The sequence below is a fragment of the Flectobacillus rivi genome, assembly GCF_030056655.1.
GTDB classification, from domain to species: Bacteria; Bacteroidota; Bacteroidia; order Cytophagales; family Spirosomataceae; genus Flectobacillus; species Flectobacillus rivi.
Map to the genome: position 1 here is coordinate 40534 of NZ_JASHIE010000006.1, position 23034 is coordinate 63567.

General features: G+C 37.5%; 15 protein-coding genes. 9 read left to right on the top strand and 6 right to left on the bottom strand.

What is annotated here, in order from left to right:
- Positions 1-83: 83 nt before the first annotated feature.
- From QM481_RS09765 to QM481_RS09775, 3 genes are all read left to right on the top strand, one after another.
- Positions 84-542 (top strand): SRPBCC domain-containing protein, encoded by a 459-nt coding sequence (locus QM481_RS09765; RefSeq protein ID WP_205690995.1) that lies wholly within the window; start codon positions 84-86, stop codon positions 540-542.
- A 427-nt stretch (positions 543-969) separates the two neighbouring features.
- Entirely contained in the window at positions 970-2811 is a 1842-nt protein-coding gene (locus QM481_RS09770) for a glycoside hydrolase family 2 protein (protein ID WP_283381612.1), read from the top strand.
- A gap of 92 nt (positions 2812-2903) precedes the next feature.
- Complete coding sequence (locus QM481_RS09775; RefSeq protein ID WP_283381613.1) at positions 2904-4316, top strand: PQQ-dependent sugar dehydrogenase; 1413 nt, start codon at positions 2904-2906, stop codon at positions 4314-4316.
- Between the two features lie 71 nt (positions 4317-4387).
- Here the strand turns inward: QM481_RS09775 and QM481_RS09780 are convergent, their stop codons facing one another.
- A complete protein-coding gene (locus tag QM481_RS09780; protein ID WP_166553087.1) occupies positions 4388-4837 on the bottom strand; it encodes a methylglyoxal synthase in 450 nt (149 codons plus the stop codon).
- Between the two features lie 297 nt (positions 4838-5134).
- On the opposite strand from QM481_RS09780, the gene QM481_RS09785 reads away from it, so the two are divergent.
- Positions 5135-8071: a sensor histidine kinase gene (locus QM481_RS09785; protein ID WP_283381614.1), complete on the top strand. Its 2937-nt coding sequence runs from the start codon at positions 5135-5137 to the stop codon at positions 8069-8071.
- Between the two features lie 53 nt (positions 8072-8124).
- On the opposite strand, the gene QM481_RS09790 is transcribed toward QM481_RS09785, so the two are convergent.
- Positions 8125-9315 carry an FAD-dependent oxidoreductase gene (locus QM481_RS09790; protein ID WP_283381615.1) on the bottom strand — a complete coding sequence of 397 codons (1191 nt, stop codon included), beginning with the start codon at positions 9313-9315 and terminating at the stop codon, positions 8125-8127.
- Between the two features lie 91 nt (positions 9316-9406).
- Between QM481_RS09790 and QM481_RS09795 the strand changes: the two genes are divergently transcribed.
- Entirely contained in the window at positions 9407-10378 is a 972-nt protein-coding gene (locus QM481_RS09795; protein WP_283381616.1) for a helix-turn-helix transcriptional regulator, read from the top strand.
- Positions 10379-10382: 4 nt separating this feature from the next.
- On the opposite strand, the gene QM481_RS09800 is transcribed toward QM481_RS09795, so the two are convergent.
- The 3 genes from QM481_RS09800 to QM481_RS09810 all read right to left on the bottom strand — a co-directional run bounded on the left by QM481_RS09800 (position 10383) and on the right by QM481_RS09810 (position 13641).
- Positions 10383-11342, bottom strand: a complete 960-nt coding sequence (locus QM481_RS09800; RefSeq protein ID WP_166553083.1) for a hypothetical protein — start codon at positions 11340-11342, stop codon at positions 10383-10385.
- A gap of 169 nt (positions 11343-11511) precedes the next feature.
- Complete coding sequence (gene murA, locus QM481_RS09805) at positions 11512-12819, bottom strand: UDP-N-acetylglucosamine 1-carboxyvinyltransferase (RefSeq protein WP_283369364.1); 1308 nt, start codon at positions 12817-12819, stop codon at positions 11512-11514.
- Between the two features lie 84 nt (positions 12820-12903).
- Positions 12904-13641 carry a DUF4290 domain-containing protein gene (locus QM481_RS09810; protein WP_166553081.1) on the bottom strand — a complete coding sequence of 246 codons (738 nt, stop codon included), beginning with the start codon at positions 13639-13641 and terminating at the stop codon, positions 12904-12906.
- Positions 13642-13956: 315 nt separating this feature from the next.
- On the opposite strand from QM481_RS09810, the gene QM481_RS09815 reads away from it, so the two are divergent.
- Together QM481_RS09815 and QM481_RS09820 are read left to right on the top strand one after the other, a co-directional pair.
- The gene (locus tag QM481_RS09815) at positions 13957-15342 is read left to right on the top strand and encodes an FAD-binding oxidoreductase (protein WP_283381617.1); all 1386 of its coding nucleotides are present in this window, start codon (positions 13957-13959) and stop codon (positions 15340-15342) included.
- Complete coding sequence (locus QM481_RS09820) at positions 15342-16031, top strand: cyclase family protein (protein ID WP_283381618.1); 690 nt, start codon at positions 15342-15344, stop codon at positions 16029-16031. The genes QM481_RS09815 and QM481_RS09820 overlap by 1 nt, the downstream gene beginning before the upstream one ends.
- A gap of 230 nt (positions 16032-16261) precedes the next feature.
- Here the strand turns inward: QM481_RS09820 and QM481_RS09825 are convergent, their stop codons facing one another.
- Positions 16262-17497, bottom strand: coding sequence for an ROK family protein (locus QM481_RS09825; protein ID WP_283381619.1), 1236 nt, complete (start codon positions 17495-17497; stop codon positions 16262-16264).
- 839 nt (positions 17498-18336) lie between these two features.
- On the opposite strand from QM481_RS09825, the gene QM481_RS09830 reads away from it, so the two are divergent.
- Both QM481_RS09830 and QM481_RS09835 read left to right on the top strand, forming a co-directional pair.
- Positions 18337-21420: a SusC/RagA family TonB-linked outer membrane protein gene (locus tag QM481_RS09830; protein ID WP_283381620.1), complete on the top strand. Its 3084-nt coding sequence runs from the start codon at positions 18337-18339 to the stop codon at positions 21418-21420.
- Between the two features lie 26 nt (positions 21421-21446).
- Complete coding sequence (locus QM481_RS09835) at positions 21447-23030, top strand: SusD/RagB family nutrient-binding outer membrane lipoprotein (protein ID WP_283381621.1); 1584 nt, start codon at positions 21447-21449, stop codon at positions 23028-23030.
- Positions 23031-23034: the final 4 nt, after the last annotated feature.

Consider the following 23034-nt stretch of genomic DNA (forward strand, 5'->3'; position numbering starts at 1 on the left):
ATATCGATAAAGTGCTATATTACTTTGGTATTAGTCAAATTTCGGTTATTTTTAGCTACGATAATGCTAAACCCTTTATGAAAATGAATACTACTAGTATCAAAGAGCTCCGAACTATAACTACTTTCGATGCTCCTATCGAATTGCTTTGGAAGGTCTGGACTGAGCCCAAACATATAGTCAACTGGTGGGGACCCGCTGGATTTACGTCTACGATTCATGTGATGGATGTGCAGGAAGAAGGCGAATGGAAAATGACTATGCATGGTCCAGATGGGAAAAATTATCCCAATCGAAGTATCTATTTGGAAATCATTCCTTATCATAAAATTGTATTCGAACATTTTAACCCTCATTTTACGACAACCGTATTTTTTGAGGAAAAAGGTGACGAAACCCAAATTGACTGGTCAATGTTGTTCGATACTCCAGAAATGTACGACATTGTGGTAAAAGCACATAAGGCCGATGAAGGACAAAAACAAAATATTGAGCGCCTAGAGCATTATTTGAGAGTACTCTTGGGAAGTTCGATGAATTAAAAGTTTGTTATTTATTCACGCATGATTTATCTCTAATTTAGTGAATTGCGATTGAGTGAATGATTATCTTAAAAATCTATATTCTACCAGTAGAAACGCAATGTCTTGGGTCTAAGGCTGACGAATCAAACATTATAGTATCAAAAAAAGCGCTCGAAAAAACAATTTTCGAGCGCTTTTTTTGATAAAAATTGGAAAATAACCCTAATTCTAAAATTTGGAGTGACTCATTTTTATATTGAGGTAAATTGAGTCGGTTTGTACTAATTATTCAAACTTTATGCAATTCGTATCAAGTTGAAAGTCCCATCAAAAGAATGTTTTTCAAATTATATAGTTTAGCCTTCAAGATGAAGATCTTTTCGATTCATTCTCCAAATACAATCCCAATTTCTTGAAAACTAAATCCAAAATTAACTGCTTCAAAATGATGTACCAGTACACAAAAACGTCTCTCATAACCTTAATGGCAGTGACCGTAAGCATTTTCTCAAGCCTTTCGCAACAATCAGATGAAACGCTTCATTCTACGCCTTGGACAGCAAAAGTAAATGCTATCTTGCCACTCAATGAATATCCTCGCCCCAATATGGAGCGTAAAAATTGGCAAAATCTCAATGGAAAATGGGAGTACGCCATTTTACCAGTACAAGAAAAACCTCAATCTTGGCAAGGTCAAATAACCGTACCTTTCCCTGTAGAATCTTATTTGTCAGGTGTCCAAAAAACCGTTGGAAAGGATAATTGTCTCTGGTACAAAAAAATATTTTCCACAAAATCATTGAAAGCATCTGAAAAGCTTTTGCTTCATTTTGGGGCAGTAGATTGGCAAGCTGAAGTATGGATAAATGGTAAATTAGTCGGGAAGCATGAGGGTGGTTATACCGCATTTTCTTTCGATATAACGGCATTCTTGAAAACTGGGCAACAAGAAATAATCTTAAAAGTGTGGGATCCAACTGATGATGGACAACAGGCTCGTGGCAAACAAGTAAAACGCCCCGGTGGTATTTATTACACACCCGTAACTGGCATTTGGCAAACGGTTTGGCTGGAAACTGTTCCTGAATCTTACATCGAAACCTATAAGATTATCACTGATATTGATCAAAATACTGTTTCTATAAAGCCTGAAGGAGTGGGGTTAAAATCTGGAGATAAATTTCAAGTGAAGATTTTAAACCAAAAGCAAAAAATAGCTTCTTCACAAACAAGCCCTTCAGAAGTCCTTGAAATTAAGATTCCAAATGCAAAATTATGGACACCTGAAAAACCCAATTTGTATGATTTTGAATTGAGTATTATTCGTAATGGAAAGGCCATAGATGCTGTCAAAGGCTATTTTGGGATGAGAAAAATTGCCATGATGCCAGATAAGAATGGCGTTAATCGACTGTTTCTTAACAATAAACCTGTTTTTCAATATGGTCCACTTGATCAAGGATATTGGCCAGATGGTATCTATACAGCGCCAACCGAGGAGGCCTTGGTTTCGGATATTGAATTGATGAAAAAATCAGGCTTTAATATGGTAAGAAAACATGTGAAAATAGAACCATTGCGTTGGTATTATCAATGTGACAAGCTAGGTTTATTAGTATGGCAAGATATGCCAAGTGGGCATGATGAAATTGTACCTGTAAAAGACCACGACCACTCGATTGAAGGCGATTTTTTAGCCAAGAAATATAATGATGTGACTCGCACTGCCAGAGAAGAAGCTCTCTTTAAAGATGAATGGCAAGCGATTATCAAACAACTGTATAACTTTCCAAGTATTTGTATGTGGGTACCTTTCAATGAAAGTTGGGGACAATTTAAAACCAATGAAATATTGAAATGGACCAAATCATTGGATCCAACTCGTTTAGTAGATGGTCCATCTGGCTGGATTGATAGAGGAGAGGGCGACACTCATGATTTCCACATGTATGGGAGTCGTTTGAAGGCAGTCCCTACGGAGTCTCATCGCGCCTTAGTAATCGGAGAATTTGGTGGTTTAGGACATACAGTTGTAGGTCATACTTTTTCAAAAAATGCTTGGAGTTATCAAGGTTTCAAAACCGAGGATGAATTGTTTGAGGCCTACAAGCAGTTGATTATCAAAATAAAGGAGCTAAAAAAGCTAGGGTTTTCAGCCGCAGTTTATACACAGCTAACAGATGTTGAAACTGAAATCAACGGGTTGATTACTTACGATAGAGAGAAATTGAAAATTAACTATCAAAAACTCAAACAACTTCATGATGAGTTGATTTATGAGGAGTAAAAAAGTATACATTTTCTTATACACTTTTCCCATTGGTAAACATGCTTTGTAAACCAATGGGAAATTCTCGTTTAACTAAACCATTACCAGCTATGAAAATTTTACTCGGTTTTTTACTGAATATGTTGTTGTGGTTAATGACTTTGCCAGTCTGGGCACAATCTGGCGAAAAATTATATAAAACTTATTGTGCTGGTTGCCATGGTGAGCAACTCCAAGGAAGCTCGGCACCAGCATTGATTAAAAATTCATGGAAACATGGAGGAGACAAGACTTCATTAATAAAAACTATCACGCAGGGAGTTCCAACGACTGAAATGATTAAGTGGGAAAATACCCTAAATACGAAAGAGATTGAATCAATCGCCGATTTTATTGTAAATGCTCAGCAAAAACCAAAGAAAGAGCGACAATATGAGGAAAGCTTTATGGTCGAAACAAAACATTATAAACTAAAAGTTGAGCGTTTGGTTACCAGTGGTCTCAATACTCCTTGGGGAATCGAGTTTGTTGATCATAATACCGCATTAATTTCAGAGAAATCTGGTGAATTAACATGGATGAAAAATGGAAAACTGAGTGATTCTTCCGTAAAAAATACACCACCAACGTATGCCCAAAGTATATTAGGAGGCTATATGGATATTGCGCTTGACCGAGATTATACTAAAAATGGTTGGGTCTATTTAGCATTAAGCCATAATTCAGAAAATAGCTTGGACGCGAAGGCTGCTGGAATGACTAAAATCGTGCGTGGTAAAATTAAAGAGAATCAATGGCAGGAAGAACAAACCTTGTTTCAAGTTCATGACTCATTACAAGTAAAAGGAGGAACCCGCTGGGGAAGCCGTTTGGCTTTGGATAAAAAGGGACATTTGTTTTTTACGATTGGAGATATGAATCGGGGAGAGGATTCTCAGGTTTTGACTCGACCATCGGGTAAAATCTTCCGTATTAATACTGATGGCTCTATTCCCAAAGATAATCCTTTGGCTGGGAATGGTCAGTTTCTTCAGGCGATTTACTCTTGGGGAAATCGTAATGCACAGGGGATCACAATTCATCCTAAAACAAATAGTATTTATGCCACCGAGCATGGACCAAAAGGTGGCGACGAACTGAATATCATCAAGAATGGAGCCAATTATGGTTGGCCATTGGTGACTTATGGCGTAGATTATAGTGGAAAAATTATTTCTGATAAGTCCGAAAAAGAAGGTATCGAAAAGCCCCTAACTCAATGGACTCCCTCTATAGCGGTGAGTGCGATAGATTTTGCTTTTTCACCCAAGTTTTCGAAATGGAAAGGAAATCTCATCATAGGCTCGTTAGCTTTTCAAGAGTTGAGACGACTGGTAATTGAAGGAGATAAAGTTCTTGAGCAGGAAATTCTTTTGAAAGGTTATGGGAGAATAAGAGATGTAAAATTTGCACCCGACGGCACTTTATATCTCCTGATGAATGCACCAGACCAAGTTTTGAAAATTACCCCAATGAATGAATAAGAGCATTTTTACATAAATTACTATATTCAAAACAGGGTGTAACATTAGTCGCACCCTGTTCTTGATAATATTTAAACCTTTCTATTCAAATATCCCGAATAATCTGTCTGTACAGATTCGTAGGTTTCGGCGATAAGATTAGAGGTCAATATAAAATCAGCGGTCGCACGATTACAGGCCATTGGAATATTCCAAACAACCCCCAAGCGTAAAAGAGCTTTAATGTCTGGGTCGTGAGGCTGAGACGCCATTGGATCCCAGAAAAAGATTAATACATCTATTTTACCTTCAGCAACCAACGCCCCAATTTGTTGATCGCCACCGAGTGGTCCGCTCAAAAATTTCTTAACAGGTCGGTCTATGGCTTCTTCAATTAATTTTCCTGTTGTGCCTGTAGCAAACAACTCATGGCGCGACAAAACTCCTCTATTGTAATATACCCAATCGATTAATTCAGCTTTCTTGTTGTCATGTGCAATGAGCGCAATACGTTTGCGTGTGGCAATGGTTCTATCAGACATAATTGTAAAAAAGGATTGTTTTATGGTCAGAAATTAATGTCCTAAATATAGATGAAATTGCTTGAAGTTTCGTGAAAAATAATGGTCTAAGCCTATTATTTAAAAGGGAATATAGGGCTTAAATAACTCAAAAACTCCATTTACTCAAAATTTAAGACAAAAAGAGAGATAAGCTTTGGAAGTGTTCACAAAAATCGAATTCTTTGTCACATGATGATTACGCAGATAACAAGCTGTTAACCAGAATAGTATTGCCACAACGCCATTTGTATTGATTTGATAAATACCTTACTCAATATGCTTAGGAAATTATATGGTATTTTTTTGCTATTAATCCTTATTCCAACTCAACGATTGTTATCTCAAAACTCTGGGATTAATTTCGAGCGACTCGGAATCAAGGAAGGACTGTTGTCCAAAGAAGTACAGTTTATTACCAAAGATGCACAGGGGTTTTTGTGGTTAGGCTTCAAACAAAGTATTAGTCGCTACGATGGCTATCATTTTACTCATTTTTCTCAATCCGAAATGCTCTTTGGCTTGTCCTCCGACCACAAAGGGAAAATCTGGTTCGCCAACATCAACGGACTTTTTAGCATTGACGAAAAAAGCTTAAAAATTCAAAAAGAAATTTCGTCTGATTTGCACGATGCCTATCCCGAAAATGACCATTATGAAAATATCTTTGCGGATAGTCAAGGTCGAATTTGGTCTAATGATTTTAACAATATCAAGTGTTTTGAACCTAAAACCAAGCATTTAAAAGTCTTCCGAATTACACCAAGTTATCAATTCAATATTTTTAAAAGTCGGTTTACAGAAGATTCACAAGGGCGTGTTTGGGCAGCTAATCAGTGGGGAATCCAGTGCTATGACTCACAAACGAAGCGTTTGTGGAAAGTTTTGAAAAACCAATCTGTAAGCGATATTGCATTTTTGAGTAAAGATTCAACCCTTTTTACTACAGCAAATGGAGGTGTTTTTTTACTCGAAATTTCTAAAAAGCATATCAGTTCTTATGTAAAGCTTCCCTCGAAGACTGACGTTTCTGTGTTTCTCAAACCTGCTCACTTACCATCTCATTTTTGGCTTGGCACCGATCGCTCGTTATACCTTTTTGATGCGCAACAGCGAGCGTTTGTAGATTTTCCAAATCTACGAGAAGAAGGTATTGCCATGAAAGATTGTTATTTAGATACCCAAAATCAAATTACCTGGTTAGCTTCTTCAGTGGGCCTTCTTAAGCATGATTTTGCGGTAGATGCGACGCTGTTACAGGTAGATTTACCCAAAAAATTGGTGGCATTTCCCGTAAAAGTAACCTGCTTTTTTCATGAAAGTACCGAACGAAATTGGCTAGGACTTTCCCATACAGGAGTATTATCATGGAATGAGCATACCAACGATTTCCAATTATTTGGGATTCCTGATGGAGCTCCTGTCAATCAGTTGTTAAAAGATGTTTCAGGGAATCTTTTAGCATGTACTCAAAAGGCCATTTTTAGATTAAATCTCGCAAAAAAATCATGGGAAAAGCTTGTTTCTTTTTCTACCAATATCAAAAAGGTATTCCTGACTAGGCAAAATCAACTGTGGTGTTTGCCTGAGTCAGGAGCGATTCAAGTGTATGACTGGCCTACTCATCAGCGACTACAGCCTTGGAAAGAGTTACCCTATCAAAACTTTTTTCAGCAAAATGTATTTACTGATATTCTCGAGACGAAAGAGGGAAATCTATGGTTTTCGGCATGGTTTCCCAAAGGTTTTGGTATTGCCCATTTTGACATAAAAAAGAAGCAGTTTGTCTTAGCTGAAAACCAGAATAAACATACAGATTTTGTTACTGATTACTATTTGAGTCTAGCTTATCATGAGCCAAATACGATTGCTATTTCGGGATATGGTGGCTTTAATGTGCTTAATACTACAACGGGTAAAATCATTAGAACAGGAGCATCGGGAAATTTAAAACTAAAAGGAGGAAACTGTAACTCGATTGTGTTGGACAAAAAGGGTACCATATGGATAGGTACTACCGAAGGGGTTTGCTCGGTTGGAAAACAAAATCAGGTGTCTTACTTTTCTGAAAAAGATGGCTTGACCGAGAATGATGTGGTATATGGCTACAGCCTAAATCAAGCCAAACAGCTATGGCTGGGGTTTACCAATCAGTTTAATATTTTGCAGTTGGAAAGGCTTCAGCAGAAGCAGATAAAATCAAATTTGAAAATCTCTACGATCGAAATACTGGGTGATACAACTTTAGTGAATACCCATGAATCGCTGGTGTTTGAACCCCAACAGAACAATCTGACAATTAGGTTAAGTCCTTTGAATTTTAAATCAGCTTCGCAAAATCATATTCGTTTTAAACTGGCAGATATTCATGAAAATTGGATAGATAATGGAAATGCTGAAATGATAAGCTTTTCGAATTTAGCTCCGAAGCAATATGAATTATTGGTGCAACAAGGGGATAGTCAGGGGAATTGGGCGAGTATTCCGTTGTCGATTGATTTTGAAATCCAACCACATTTTTACCAAACTTGGTGGTTTCAGCTATTGGTAGGGTTGCTAGTGCTTGTAGCTATCTATAGCCTTTATTTGTACCGAATCAGGCAAATTAAAGAGATATATACCGTGAGAAATAGGATTTCAGCTGATTTGCACGATGAAGTCGGCTCGACTATTAGTGGTATCAATATCATCAGTAATATCCTCAAGCAAAGATTAGTTGAACAACCTGAAAATAAAGGCTTTGTTGAGAGAATCTCAGAGGATGCCAAAAAGATTTCGGAGGCTTTAGATGATATTGTATGGAGTATCAAACCTCAAAATGATAGTTTGGAAAATGTACTTTCTCGCATGACACGCTATGCCAGCGAATTGTTTGAGGCTAAAAATATCAACTATCAATTACAACTTCCAGAGGATTTGAGCGGTATTGCCTTACCTATGGAAAAACGGCATGACATCTATTTGATTTTTAAAGAAACCGTCAATAATATCGCCAAGCATAGTCAATGTTCCGAAGCGAGTATAAAGATTATGATTCAGAAAAAATCAATTATTCTTTCGATTCAAGATAATGGAATCGGGTTCGATCCCAATGAAAAAACTGATAGAAATGGTATTCAAAATATCAAAGAAAGAGTCAATAAATACCAAGGAAAACTAAGTATCCAAAGCGACCCAATGTCGGGGAGTCTATTCTTGATTGATTTGCCTATTTGAAAAATTGGAGAAGCTTTGCGTACTGATTTGTACAAATCAGTACGCATTTTATTTTACACAATTTCAGCCTCATCCTTATTTTCAACTTTAAAAAATGCTAACATTTCTGCTAATCCATTTTCTGAGTGAATCAAGTCTGTGTTGATGAGTGTGTCTTGTGTAACTACTGAAGTTCTTGCCAACATTTGTTTTTCGAATGCCTGTAAAGCATCTTGAATACTCGAAAAGTTACTTTCTGTTAATGCTTCAGCTAATTCCAAGGCATCCTGCATCGCCATATTAACGCCCTCACCCGCGTATGGAGGCATTCTGTGCGCGGCATCGCCAATGATCGTCAGATTGGATTGGGTTTCCCAAGATTGATTCAGGGGAAAATGATACATAGGACGAGGTACAAAATAGGACTCATTGGTATCAAAAATCTCTAACCAAATGTCGCTCCAATCAGCATAGCTTTCCATGAACCATTTTTTCACAGAATCTTTATTCGTAAAATCAATGGCACAGGTTTGAAGCCAATTTTCTGCCTCTTTAGTACCTGTGTAAAATGACAAAGCACCATCTCCTTTCGTACTGAGAATAAGTGATTTTTCTGAACCCATTGCGAATATTTTTCCACCATTGGTCATTTTCCAAAGAGTAGGAGCATTTTGTGCCGCATGGTAGATATTACCTTCAACAATAGTTATTCCCGAATAAATTGGCGAAATATTTGATAAATATGGTCTAATTTTAGAATTAGCTCCATCAACACCAATCACCAAGTCGGCGTATGCTGAATTACCATTTTTGAAAAATATCTCCCAACCATTTTCTAAAGGTTGAAGTTTTTCGAAATGCGAATTCCAAATAATTGTTTCAGGCAAAAGAGCCTCGATCAGTATATCTCTCAGGGGACCTCTATCAATTTCGGGTCTGAAATCTTCGTTGCCAAAATCTGCAATTACCTCATCCTGATGGTCGTCCCAAAGAGGCGTTGCCTGTGCGTTTGTAATACACAGTTTATCTGCCCCAATTCTGTAATGTTTTTTGAATTCTTCTAGCAATCCTGCTTTACTCAAAGCCTTCAATCCTGATTCGTGATGCAAATCCAGCGTTGCACCCTGTTGACGAGTATATTGATTGGCATCGCGTTCATAAACCTTAACAGCAATACCCTTTTGTTGCAAAAGGTTTGCTAAGGTTAATCCACCAGGTCCTCCGCCGATAATGGCAACTTTTTTATGTTCTAATAAATGATTCATTGCTTTATTAATTTGTTTACTTTGCAAAAGTATATGTTCATTTTACGATAAAATATCCTAAAATGTTTAATAAATAGCTAAATCAGGTCAAATGGTAATAGAGTTTGAATCAAAAGATGGAACAGGGTTACTTTCCTCTTTTGCAGAGGTATTAGGGACAAATATTGTGGATGGGCAAATCGTTATTCCGAGCCATTTGGGCAATGGTTATGTCAAAGGTTACAATTTGAATACTTCTATCAAGATGATGGTGCGTGATTATGAACTAAAGGAAGATTTGTTTATCAGGAGAAAAGTTACCGACAAATCGATTCGAAATGTCGCCTTTTCATTTCATCATATTCTTACGAAAAATACCCAAAGAGAGGGTGCATTAAATCAGCTACCTTCGGTACAAATTGCTACGGGAGGTATGGACTATGAGATGTTTTTTCCGAGTAGTGTCAAAATTTCTGCTATTGTGATAAGCATCGATTTGGCGTATCTCCAGACCTTAATTGGAGATATTACTGAAAATACTTTTTTATCGCAATTACTGGAAAAATCGCAACCAAGTATTTTTGAAGAATTGATTTCTCCTCGACTTCAAGAGGTTGCTCAGGAGATTGTGGAGGCAGCTGTGCCGAAGATTTTAGAGCCGTTTTTTCTAAAACTAAAAGCTGAAGAATTAGTCTGTTTGACACTTTCGGAGCTCCTTAAACGTGAGAATAAAAGTGCTTTTCATTCTTTGAATACACAAGATGTACAGAAAATTTATGAAATAAGAAACCAAATGTTAGCAGACCTTAGTAAACCACCTTTAGTTGCTGATTTGGCAAAAAAAGCGACTATGAGCGAATCGAAACTCAAGCGAATTTTTAAGCAGATTTTTGGAGATAGCATTTATAGCTATTATCAAAAATTTAGAATCCAAAGTGCTGCCAATCTCTTGCAACAAGGCAATATGAGCGTTTCGGAAGTAGGTTATCGTTTGGGCTTTACCAATTTGAGTCATTTTTCACAAGTCTTTGAAGAACAAATAGGAGTAAAGCCCAAGAGATTTAGTCAGAACAGCATAAAGTAGGTATTTACATAGACTCAGATCGTTGTTTTTCAATCTGAAGAATATTATTTTGAATGTCTTTCATGATGTTTTTTGTCCACCAACTTGCATAGAAATTAAAGGTAGTTGTCAGTTTGAAATTACTGAATAAGTGAAGTCGGTAAGAATTATCACCTAGCTTTTCGAGTTCGTAAGTGCCATTGAGTACATCAAAATATTTTCCACCCACTACCAAATGTTCATCCATTGTGGTAAGTGGAATTTCGTGAGGTAGTGCTTTGATGGTAAATGACATTTTTTTGAGAGGAATATATTCTGTTACAGTTTCGTGGAAAACGAGTCCATTGGTAAATATGGCAGCACGATATGCTCCAACACCTTCATAATTGAGCTCAGCTTTTACAGGACGAGGAAAATTGAGCAAATGCGTAAGATAACCTTGGTCTTCTTTTTCTGAAATTTCTCTAACTCTGGTTACATTACTCCAAATCTTCGCTGCTGGCGCTTTGATGTCGATATAGGTATATGCTTTGTATTCAGAGGTATGTGCGCCAATCATTTGCTCGACTGGAGATATAAGAAAGGGAAGGACTGTCAAAGCTGATAGTTGTAGCCGATTATTCTTATCTCTTTTTTTCAAATTTACTCCATATCGCCCTCCAATTGATGCTGCGATTAAAAAAATAGGGGCTATCATCAGTAGGCAAGGCCAGCCCTCAATGGCAAATAAAAATGTGACAAAGAAAAAAATCAGTATTGGTATCCAAGGAAGAAAGGCTGCTTTTAACTTGGTATTTGTGAAATTTTCTGAGGCTAAATAGGTAGTCAATGTCCCCACGATAAAGGGAACAAAAAACAAAAAACTGATAGACATTAACGAAAAAATTCCTTCAAGACGAGGTATTTTGTAGAGCAATCTTAGTGCAAGTGCATACGCAACAGGAATGCCAATGAGATAAAGCAGTGTTTTTTGTTTGATATTCATGTATGTGGTGAGTTACAGTAATACCTAAAGATAGCAATTTAGATTTAAAGGAAGGGCGCAAGTAGAGATGAAATCAATTAATAATTCTGAGAACTTTAGATTAGAAACAAAAAAACACTTCAGCACCATGAATCGCTGAAGTGTTTTAACACTGGGCCTTTGTACTATTCTATAAACGAACAATCTCGGCGCCAATTGCATTAAGACGTGTATCAATATTTTGATAACCACGGTCAATCTGCTCAATATTTTCGATAATCGATGTTCCTTTAGCTGAAAGTGCTGCAATCAACAACGAAACCCCTGCACGAATATCTGGTGATGTCATGCGGATTCCACGTAATTGTTGTTGACGGTTCAAACCAACAACGGTAGCACGGTGTGGGTCACAAAGAATGATTTGAGCGCCCATTTCAATCAATTTATCTACGAAGAATAAACGGCTTTCAAACATTTTTTGGTGAATCAATACCGTTCCTTTTGCCTGAATCGCTGTTACTAAAACAATACTCAACAAGTCTGGAGTAAAGCCTGGCCAAGGGTGGTCAGAAACGGTTAGCATTGAACCATCGATGAATGTTTCTAATTCATAGTGGTCTTGTGCTGGTACAAAAATATCATCTCCTCTGAATTCCAATTTGATACCTAATTTTTGGAATACCTGTGGCATAATTCCTAAATCAGGGATTGAACAGTTTTTGATGGTAATTTCTGACTGAGTCATGGCTGCCAATCCAATGAATGAACCGATTTCAATCATATCTGGAAGCATAGTATGCTCTGTTCCGTGTAATTCTGATACACCTTCAATTGTCAAAAGGTTTGAACCTACACCCGAGATTTTGGCTCCCATGCGGTTCAACATTTTACACAATTGTTGCAAATAAGGCTCGCAAGCAGCGTTGTAAATAGTTGTTGTACCTTCTGCCAATACAGCAGCCATTACGATGTTGGCTGTACCTGTTACCGACGCTTCGTCAAGCAACATATAGGCGCCTTGCAAATGCGAAGCATCCACTTCGTAAATGCCACCATCTTCTTGACTGTAATTGAATTTTGCACCCAATTTCATGAAACCATGAAAGTGAGTATCCAAACGACGACGACCGATTTTGTCACCACCTGGAGAAGGAATTCTACCTTTTTTAAAGCGAGCCAAAGTTGGTCCCAATAACATTACTGAGCCTCTCAAAGCTGCTGCTTTACGCTTATATGTTTCTGAATTTAGATAATCAAGGTTTACTTCTGCGGCATCAAACTTGATAGAAGAATCACTCAAACGTGTGCAACGAACACCCATATCGCCCAATAACTCAATCAATTGATTTACGTCACGAATGTTTGGAATGTTGTGAATGGTAACTGGTTCTTTTGTCAAAACCACCGCACACAAAATTTGTAAAGCTTCGTTTTTGGCTCCCTGAGGGATAATCTCGCCTTTGAGGTGGCGACCGCCTGTTACTTTAAATGATGCCATATACTATTTTATAATTAAGGGATAATGTGCCCGTTAAGCCGAATGGTTTATTGTTTTGTTGAATTGTGTTTGAGGCCAACAGCACTATCGTTTTCCGTTGTTACGATTATTGTGATTGTTTCTATTGTCGTTGTTACGTGGACCGTTCGAATTGCGATTATTGTTATTTCGGTCGTTACGATCGTTTCTTTCGTTTTGATGATTGTTATTACGACTTCCGAAATTACGATTGTTGTTATTATTATTGTTGTTATTGCGACCGTTATTCGAATTATTGTTGCTAGTTGCAGGACGAGCATTACGCAAGTTACCTAAAGCAGATTTTCCAGAGATACCTTCTACTACAGGCGCAAGTACGTTATTTGACATTTCTAACAAATGACCCCAAATAACTTCATCATCGACTACTTCTTTGTTCCAATTTTGGTAAAAAGTTTTCATTAATCGAGCGATGTGCGCCACCAAAATACGCTTTTCTTCTTCATTACTTTCTGCGATAGCACGTTTAATCAACAACTCAACGTTGCGACCATAGTAGCGAAAACGCAACTCATTAACATTGTAAGGAACGTGTTTTGGAAGTTTACCCACTGCATCTGGCGACGGAGGAGGAAACGGGCTGTCGACATCCAATTTGAAGTTTGACATAATATACAAGTCATCCCAAAGTTTGTTGGAATAGTCCTGATTATCACGCATATTCGGATGTACTTGACGCATCAGTTCGACAAGCAAATAGGCGTATTTAGTACGTTTTTCTTTGTCTTGAACCGATAATATATAATCAACTAATTTCTGGACGTTTGTGCCGTATTCTTTCATTGTGCTATTGAGTGAATGAATGAAGAAGCGTTATGCCTACAATAGGCAAAGAAAACGCCTACGCTTTCCTCTTTTCTGACTCAAGGCAAAAATAGGAATAATTCGTTGCTATAAAAAATATTTAATTCGAATGAAAGACGAAAATATCTTTACTTAGAATAACCATTAACGGAGAAGTTATAAATTTGAAGAAAGTCCTTTAATCTTCATGCTCTTTAAGATTTTGAAAAGACAATAAGTACAGTACATTTCTTTTCGATTGTCCATATTTAGCGCAACACAACATTTCTGTATCCATAAAACACAAGCATATAAATGAATGATATAGTAGAAAAACTCCAAGAATCTTTTGGAATGGAGTGTATTCTTTCCCAACATGAAGCAGCTCATCGTCCTGCTAGTGTTTGGATGGCAGGGGCAGCACTTCACTGCAAAGCGTTGGCTCGTCCTAAAAGTACCGAAGAACTTGCTGAAATCATGCGTATTTGCCATGCGTACGCACAGCCTGTAGTTCCACATGGAGGATTGACAGGCGTTGCTGGAGGAGCAAAGGTTTCAGGTGATGAAATTGCCATTACGCTGGAACGACTGAACAAAATCGAAGAAATAGATGTCACAAACAAAACTGTAACAGTGCAGGCGGGGGTTATTTTGCAAGATTTACAACAAAAAGTCGCAGATCAAGGCTTCCTGTTTCCCTTGGATTTGGGGGCAAAAGGTAGTTGTATGATTGGGGGAAATATCGCAACCAACGCTGGGGGACTTCAGGCTTTGCGTTATGGTGTTATGCGTCAATTGGTGGTAGGATTAGAAGTCGTTTTGGCAGATGGAACTATCATTTCATCTATGAATAAAATGATGAAAAATAATGCAGGATATGACCTCAAACAACTCTTTATAGGTTCTGAAGGAACTCTAGGAATTATTACGAAAGCCGTTTTAAGAATAGAAGATGCTCCTCAATCCCGTAATACGGCTTTAGTATGTTTGGCAAGTTTTCAGGATGCGGTTCAATTTTTACATGAAGCAAAAAAGAGTCTTGCTAGTTTACTGACCACTTACGAAATTATTTGGCAAGATTATTACCAATTAATGACTTCGGCGCCATCGCCATATTCACCTCCATTACCACAAAATGCCCCTTTTTATGTGTTAATAGAAGCATTGGGGCAAAATCAGGAGGCAGACACGGCGCTTTTTGAAGGATTATTAGAAAGTTGCTTTGATAGAGAGATTATTACTGATGCAGCCTTGGCAAAGTCGCAGCAAGAACTTGACTGGTTTTGGGGAATACGAGAGCAGGTAGAGCTTATTTTTCAAGTTCATCATCCTGTCTTTTTATTTGACGTAAGTTTGCCTATCAATACCATGGAATCCTATGTTGAAGAAATAAAAGGTAAACTTCAGAACAGATTTGAGCAAGTTGCCTGTTATGCTTTTGGACACATGGGAGATGGCAATTTACATCTTTTTGTAAGCACCGACGAAAATCATGCAGATACGCGGCACCAAGTTGAAGAAATTGTTTTGACACCACTTACTGCTATTGGAGGCTCAATTACGGCAGAACATGGCGTTGGGTTAGAGAAAAAAATGTGGTTGCATTTGAGTCGTAGTCAAGAGGAAATGGCTTTAATGAAAACCTTGAAAACAGCCTTGGACCCGAAAGGGATTTTGAACAGAGGAAAAATACTTGAATAATGGAAATTATAGATTTGAGCCAAGAAATATTTGATGGAATGTCAGTTTTTCACAGTTTACCGCCTGTAAAAATGGAAATTCATGCCACACATGAGCAGTGGGATGGACTGACAGATGAAGAAATCCAAACACCAAGTGTATATAAATTGGAACTAAGTGAGCATACTGGAACGCACGTAGATGCGCTCAATCACATGGGTAAGGAGTTTGTGGGGCAGTCTATAGACAGAATGCCTTTATCTATGTTTTACACAGAAGGTATTTGTCTAGATTTGAGTCACAAAGGTTTACAAGAATTCATTACTTCAGAAGATTTACAAAAAGCTTGTGAGAATGCTGGTTTGGAAATCAAAAAAGGGGATACAGTTTTACTATATACCAATCATTATCGAAAACATTTTGCGACAGAAAATTGGAACAAAGGACCGGGATTGACAGCGGAAGCAACTCAATGGCTAGGGGAGAAGCAAATATCAGCTTTTGGTGTAGAAACACTATCGCCTGGAATACCCAAAATCAGCAATAAGGAGGTACATTATATCTGTGGTAAAATGGGTTTTACACATTATGAAAACATGATTAACCTTCATCAATTAATTGGACGTGGACGATTTCGGTTTATTGCTTTGCCCCTCAAAATTAGAGGAGGAACGGGGTCGCCTGTACGTGCGGTGGCAGTGTTTGAGTAAGTTTTTAATATGATTTTTACTGGTAGAGACACATGCTTTGCGTCTAAAGAGGTATCATTCGAAATATAGTATCAAAAAAGGCGTTCGAAACTAGTTTTTCGAACGCCTTTTAGACTAACTGTCAAGATATATATTCCTAACACTGTGCAAATCTTAGCTTTAACAGTCTAAATTGTGAGCCCAGACAAACAAAAACAGGAAGACTCATGTTTACTTACTGTTTGTATTGTTTATTCTTCTGCTAAAACCTTATTAAGCGCATAAGCTTGTAAACCCAGTACTTTGGCAGATTCGCCGAGCTCTGAAATTACGATACTCAAGTTTTCTTTGTAATCCGCCAAACAGTATTTGTAAATCGCCTGCTCGATTGGATTGCTGATAAACTTACCCGCTTTGGCTAAAGCTCCATTGATAATAATGGTTTTCGGATTGAGCAAGTGCACCGCAATAGCCAGACCTTTGCCCATTTCTTTACCAATATCGTGTAACAAGTCAATCGCAAGCCCATCGCCACGATTGGCTACTTCAATCACCATTTCGATGTCGATTTGGTCAATATTTTTATTTGCCAGTTGCGAAACACGACCTTCTTTCAACAATTCCTTGATACGTTTGATAAGGTATGATGCCTTCGTAACGGTATCTAGGCAACCAACTTTACCGCAGTGACAAAGCTCACCGTCTGGTCGTACCTGAATGTGTCCTAATTCACCAGCAAAGCCAGATTCTCCTTGAAGCACCTGACCATTTACAAGAACCCCAAAACCAACACCACCCCAGTCCATATTTACGGTAATAGCATGTTGCATATCTTTGGCAAGCCCAAAATGGTGTTCGCCCAAAGTAATGGCTTGGGTATCGTTGATGATAAATACAGGTAGTTGAAGGGCACTTTTCATGAGATAGACCAAGCTACCGCCATCAGCTACTACATGTGGATACGTGTAATTTAGCCCAGTACGAGGGTTAATCAATCCGGGCATAGAGACACTAACACCCACAAAATGTTCGATTCGGTAGGCAGAAATGGCTAGGAATTTCTCGACGGCTCTAATTAATTGGTCAGCGATAGGGCTATCACCATCAATACAAACAGGAATGTCATCGCTGTACATTACCTTGTTTTGGAGATTCAGGATATAGGCTTTCGATTGATAGGTATTGATATCAAGAGCCAAGACAAAACGTTCGTAGGGATTTAGACTATACAAAGTAGGTTTACGCCCCAATTGCACTTCTGCAATACCAACTTCAATTACCCACTTTTCATTGATAAGTTCTTCGACCAATGCCGTGACAGAAGGAACACTGGTGTGTAGCTGTTTTGTCAACTGCGCAATAGTGAAGTTACCACCATTATAAAGGTGTTGTAAAAGTTTCTTTTTTAGTTTGTTTTTCTTTAAATCAACAATTGACTCTCTCTCGACGATTTCGCTATCCGGAGCAGATTTGTACAAATCAGACATATATTCAGGGATAAGAATTCAAGTATGTGGTTATGAATAGACTGACTATTATTCGACCAACATAGACTTCGTTAAACAGTTCTAAAAGGTTTACATTTTTATAAATAATTTGATAGGCTTTCTGATTAGTGGAGCTTAATATATAAATTAATTAGGATATAGTATCTGAGAAGACACTTAAAAAATCACCTATCGTGCTGTTATTCAAAAATGATAAAAGTCAATCTTGAATAAATATTACTAAAAGGAGCTGATATTTTCTAACGTTTCAGTCTACAGTACTACAAAAAAAAGAAAAATTAATACTTTCAGCAACAAGTATATGATTTAATATCAAAAAAACTTGTGGGTGCTGTGGGCTTTTGTAGAAAATACTTACTTTATTAATATATTTTAAAAAAAATGTTAAGTACTTTTACTCGAATTATATAGGGTTTTGTTTTAATATTTTAAAATTATATGTAATATTACAATAAAATTTGCAAATTATATTTTGTTTTTGTTATTTTTAATTCATGAATATTCCGAGTGAGTATTAAATGGTTGAAATTCCTCTTTGGTATACAAATATATTTTTTTGCACTAATTATTAAAATAATTTACTAATATCGCATACTTATTGATATATTAGACGAAATACCTGTATTATTTTGAGTTTAAGTAAATTTGATTCAGCATTTTTTTAATAATTATATAATCCCAATTTTCCACGTTATACTATTCTTAGCCATCCATGAAAAAAGCATTGTTTGCCACCAATCCCCCTTAGGGAAAAGTATCCCTTATTATCATTCACATTAACATCCAATTCAATTTTTTCACTGAAACAGTTCATAAAAATGAAAGCATGCAAAAGTAAATTTACTCTCTTATTTACTGCATTACTGTTCCTTTCTTGGCAAACCATCTTTGCTCAAGGCCCAATAAAAGGTAAAGTAACTGATAGTAATAATACACCTTTAGCAGGGGTTAATATTCTGATTAAAGGTACTTCAAAAGGTACGGTGTCTGATGCAGTTGGTAGTTACTCTATTAACGTACCAAAAGGCGGCGTATTGATTTTTAGATCGTTGGGTTTTGCTACACAGGAGGTCGCAGTAGGTGACCGTGCGGTAGTTGATGTAACACTAGAGGCTACAGTTGAAAATCTACAAGAAGTGGTTGTAACTGCCTTAGGTGTTCAAAAAGACAAAAAAGCACTAGGTTATGCAGTTACAGAATTAAAGGGAGGCGAGTTTACTCAAGCTCGTGAACTTAACTTAGGTAATGCCCTTTCTGGTAAAATTGCTGGTGTAAACGCTACTAGTACTGCAACTGGTCCTGGTGGCTCTAGCCGTGTAATTATCCGTGGTAATGGTTCATTGGGAGGTAACAACCAACCATTGTACGTAATCAACGGTGTACCTATCGATAACACTAACGTTAACTCTGCTGGTATGTGGGGTGGTTTTGATACAGGTGATGGTTTGAACTCAATCAACCCAGACGATATCGAATCAGTAACAGTATTGAAAGGTGGTGCTTCTGCGGCACTTTATGGTTTCCGTGCAGGTAGTGGTGTAATCTTGATTACAACAAAGAGTGGTAAAGGTCAAAAAGGTTTAGGTGTAGATTTTAACTCAACATTTACAGCAGAAACTCCTCTAAAACTTTCTGATTATCAGTATTTGTATGGTTCAGGTACTAGAGGTGCTAAACCTACAACTAAAGATGAAGCAATCGCAGCAGGTAAGTTGTCTTGGGGCGCTAAGTTGGACGGTTCTTCTGTAATTCAACCAGATGGTGTATCTCGCGCTTATGTTGCTCAAAAAGATAATATCAAGAATTTCTATAATGTAGGAAGTACATTCTCAAATACGTTGGCGATTTCTGGTGGTAACCAAGATTTGAACTTCCGTTTTTCAATGTCAAATGCTGACTCAAAAAGTGTAGTTCCAAATTCAACTTTTAGTCGTAAGTCATTTAACTTGTCAACAAACGGTACACTTGCTAAAAAATTGACATTCCAAAGTGTTGTTCAATACAACGTGGAAAATGGTGCAAACCGTTCTTTCTTGTCAGATACTCCTAAAAACCCTAACGTAGCTGCTCAGTTATTAGCAACAAGTATCGATATTCGTACTCTTGCTCCTGGTGTTGATAGCCGCGGATATGAGGCTCTTTGGAATGATAACGTGTATGCTCAAAACCCATATTTTGCTACAAACTATGTAAAAAATACAGATGATCGTAATCGTTTTATGGGTTCATTTAACTTGCGTTATAATCTTACAGACAATTTGTATGCAAAAGCTCGTTTGGGTACTGACTATAATCAATTGAAATACTGGCAAATTGAGCCTACAGGTATTGCTTACAGTACTCGTGGTAGCTTGAGCCAAAGTGATCGCAAAATCACTGAAACTAACGCAGAATTGGTAATTGGTTATTCAAAAGAAATTGGTGATTATTCAGTAAATGCATTTGTTGGTGGTAACCAAATGTCTAAAGTAAACGAAGGAACAGGTATCAGCGGTAGCCAATTTAACGTTCCTTTCAACTATTTTCCAAGTAACTTGATTCAGAGTAACTGGAACTACGACTATCAAAAGTTTGCAGTAAACTCGGTGTACGGTTCGGCTGACTTATCTTACAAAAACATGTTGTTTTTGACATTGACAGGTCGTCAAGACTGGTTCTCTACATTGGATCCTAAAAATAATAACATTTTCTATCCAGCGGTGAGTACAGGTTTTGTATTCTCTGATGCCTTGGCTTCTCGTCCAAATTGGTTGACTTATGGTAAAGTACGTGCATCTTATGCTACAGTAGGTGGTGGTTATCCTGGTGCTTATGCCTTGAACCTACCATATACATTGCAGTCGAACTCATACATGGGCTATCCATTAATGAACATTGGTACAAGTACTATTCCTAACTCGCAATTGAAACCAAATACTACAACTACAACTGAATTAGGTTTTGACTTGAAAACATTTGATAATCGTTTAGGTATAGATTTGACATTGTATAACCGTGTAACTGAAAACGATGCCGTTAGAGCTTCTGTTTCTTCTGCAAGTGGTTATTCAGACGTATTATTGAACGTAGGTCGTGTAGAAAACAAAGGTATTGAGGTTTTATTGACTGGTACTCCTGTTAAGACTTCTAACTTGAAATGGGATGTTAGCTACAACGTCGCATACAATGATAACAAGGTTATTAAAATTGCAGATGGCTTGACTACTCTTTCAATGGATGAGTCAAGAACACGTAACGCATATATCTACCACTTCGAAGGACAAGCATTTGGTATGATTGCAGGTTACCGTGCTAAGAAAGATGCAAATGGTAATACTGTGTATAACAAAGACACTGGTTTGCCAGTACAAGGTGAGTTTACTTCATTAGGTAGAGGTGTTCCTCCAGTAACTATGGGTTTAACAAACACATTTAGCTACAAAAACTTCAACTTCAGTTTCTTGATTGATGCTAAATTCGGAGCTTCTTTATACTCAGCAACCAATGCGTTTGCTACTCGTTATGGTTTGACTCAACGTACTGTTGCTAACAACGTTCGTGAAACAGGTGTTACAGTAACAGGTGTTGACCAAAACGGTGCTCCATTTACTAAGACTATCTCTGCTCAAGACTACTTCACTGGAATTTCTACAACCATTACAGATGAGTTTGTATACAATGCAAACTTCGCGAAGTTGAGACAATTGACATTTGGATATACAGTTCCAAAATCATTCTTGGCTAAGACTCCAATCCAATCATTATCAATCAACTTTGTTGCTCGTAACTTGTTGATGATTTTCAACAACGTTCCTAATATTGACCCTGAGTCGACTTATAACAATGGTAATGCTCAAGGTTTGGAAATGTTTGGAGTACCAACTACTCGTAGCTTTGGTTTGAACTTGTCAGCTAAATTCTAGTCTTTTACTAAAATCTTTTGAAAATAATGATCAGATATATCAAACAAAAAAGAGGATTAATGCTAACGGGTATGCTTACAGCAGCGACGATGTTAGCTACATCATGTGATAAGGGTTTTGAAGATATGAACAAAAACCCTAATGCTCTTACAGACCCTGTTTTAGAAAACCTTTTTACTTATAACCTTGTAAAAACAGCTGGTACAGGATACGAAAACCACCGTGCTAACTTGATTTACTGTGGTGCAATGGTACAGCATTTTGCTTCATTGACTACCTATTGGTCAGGTGATAAATACCTTTCGAATGTGGAGTACTATAGTGCTTACTTCGATACAGGTTATCAAAACCAAGTAAAAGAAATTGAGCAAATCATTTCTGTTACTAAAGACAATACAGCTTTATCAAATAAGTATAATGTGGCTCGTATTTGGCGTGCATACATCTATAGCCGTATGACTGACCTTTATGGTGATATTCCATACTCTGAGGCAGGAAAAGGTTATTTGTCTAACTTGTATGCTCCTAAATATGACAAACAAGCAGATATTTATGCTGACTTGTTGAAAGAGTTAGAGCAAGCTGGTGGTGCTTTAGATGCAACAAAAGCTACTTATGGAACTGCTGATGCTGTTTATGGTGGAGATGTTGCTAAATGGAAACGTTTTGCTAACTCATTGATGTTGCGTTTAGGTATGCGTTTAACTAAAGTAGATGCTAACTTAGCTCAAACTTGGGTGAAGAAAGCAATTGCTGGTGGTGTAATGCAAAGCAACGATGATATTGCAAAAATCAATCACCAAGATACCAATGATAACAACCGTAACTTGGATGGCAATACATTGAAAACTCAAGAATATGATGCTGCTAACTTGAAAGGTAAAGCAAACAGTAAATTGAGTAAAACATTTGTTGATTTCTTGAAAAACAATAATGACCCTCGTTTACCATATTTTGCTACTTTATGGCAAGGAAACGCTGATGCTACTCAATTAGCAACAGCTTCTGCTCCAGCAGCACAAAAAGGTCTTCCTAATGGTTATGATAATACAACAATCAAAAACCTTATCACAACTTGGAATGACAATTCATTGGCTGAATATTCAGAAGCTAACTTGAACTATGTAGCTAGCAATGCTGCTCCAACGTTATTCCAAACTTACGCTGAGGTTGAATTGTTACTAGCTGAAGCTGCTTTACGTGGCTGGGGCGATGGTCAGGCTGCTGCTCACTACAACAAAGGTGTGACAGCTGCTATGAAAATGTTTAGCTTATATGGTGCAACAATCTCAGATGCTGCTATTACTGCTTATTTGACTGCTCATCCGTATAATGCAAGTACAACTAATACACAAATGGAGCAAATCCATACACAGTATTGGGCAGTTAACTTCCTAAACTCTTATGAGGCTTACGCTAACTGGAGACGTACTGGCTATCCTGTATTGACTCCAACAAACTACCCTGGTAACGAAACAGGAGGTGTAATTCCACGTCGTTTGAAATACCCTCAGTCAGAATCATCTAAAAATGCTACTAACTACAATGCAGTAGTGGCTCAACAAGGTGCTGACTTATTCACTACTCGTATGTGGTGGGATAAACAATAATCAA

Excerpts from the sequence above, each read along its gene's own strand:
- QM481_RS09775 (WP_283381613.1), top strand. The coding sequence starts at position 2,904 with ATGAAAATTTTACTCGGTTTTTTACTGAATATGTTGTTGTGGTTAATG.
- QM481_RS09810 (WP_166553081.1), bottom strand. The coding sequence starts at position 13,641 with ATGAAAGAATACGGCACAAACGTCCAGAAATTAGTTGATTATATATTA.
- QM481_RS09830 (WP_283381620.1), top strand. The coding sequence starts at position 18,337 with ATGAAAGCATGCAAAAGTAAATTTACTCTCTTATTTACTGCATTACTG.
- QM481_RS09785 (WP_283381614.1), top strand. The coding sequence starts at position 5,135 with ATGCTTAGGAAATTATATGGTATTTTTTTGCTATTAATCCTTATTCCA.
- QM481_RS09825 (WP_283381619.1), bottom strand. The coding sequence starts at position 17,497 with ATGTCTGATTTGTACAAATCTGCTCCGGATAGCGAAATCGTCGAGAGA.
- QM481_RS09815 (WP_283381617.1), top strand. The coding sequence starts at position 13,957 with ATGAATGATATAGTAGAAAAACTCCAAGAATCTTTTGGAATGGAGTGT.
- QM481_RS09835 (WP_283381621.1), top strand. The coding sequence starts at position 21,447 with ATGATCAGATATATCAAACAAAAAAGAGGATTAATGCTAACGGGTATG.
- QM481_RS09820 (WP_283381618.1), top strand. The coding sequence starts at position 15,342 with ATGGAAATTATAGATTTGAGCCAAGAAATATTTGATGGAATGTCAGTT.
- QM481_RS09780 (WP_166553087.1), bottom strand. The coding sequence starts at position 4,837 with ATGTCTGATAGAACCATTGCCACACGCAAACGTATTGCGCTCATTGCA.
- QM481_RS09765 (WP_205690995.1), top strand. The coding sequence starts at position 84 with ATGAATACTACTAGTATCAAAGAGCTCCGAACTATAACTACTTTCGAT.
- murA (WP_283369364.1), bottom strand. The coding sequence starts at position 12,819 with ATGGCATCATTTAAAGTAACAGGCGGTCGCCACCTCAAAGGCGAGATT.
- QM481_RS09790 (WP_283381615.1), bottom strand. The coding sequence starts at position 9,315 with ATGAATCATTTATTAGAACATAAAAAAGTTGCCATTATCGGCGGAGGA.
- QM481_RS09795 (WP_283381616.1), top strand. The coding sequence starts at position 9,407 with ATGGTAATAGAGTTTGAATCAAAAGATGGAACAGGGTTACTTTCCTCT.
- QM481_RS09800 (WP_166553083.1), bottom strand. The coding sequence starts at position 11,342 with ATGAATATCAAACAAAAAACACTGCTTTATCTCATTGGCATTCCTGTT.
- QM481_RS09770 (WP_283381612.1), top strand. The coding sequence starts at position 970 with ATGATGTACCAGTACACAAAAACGTCTCTCATAACCTTAATGGCAGTG.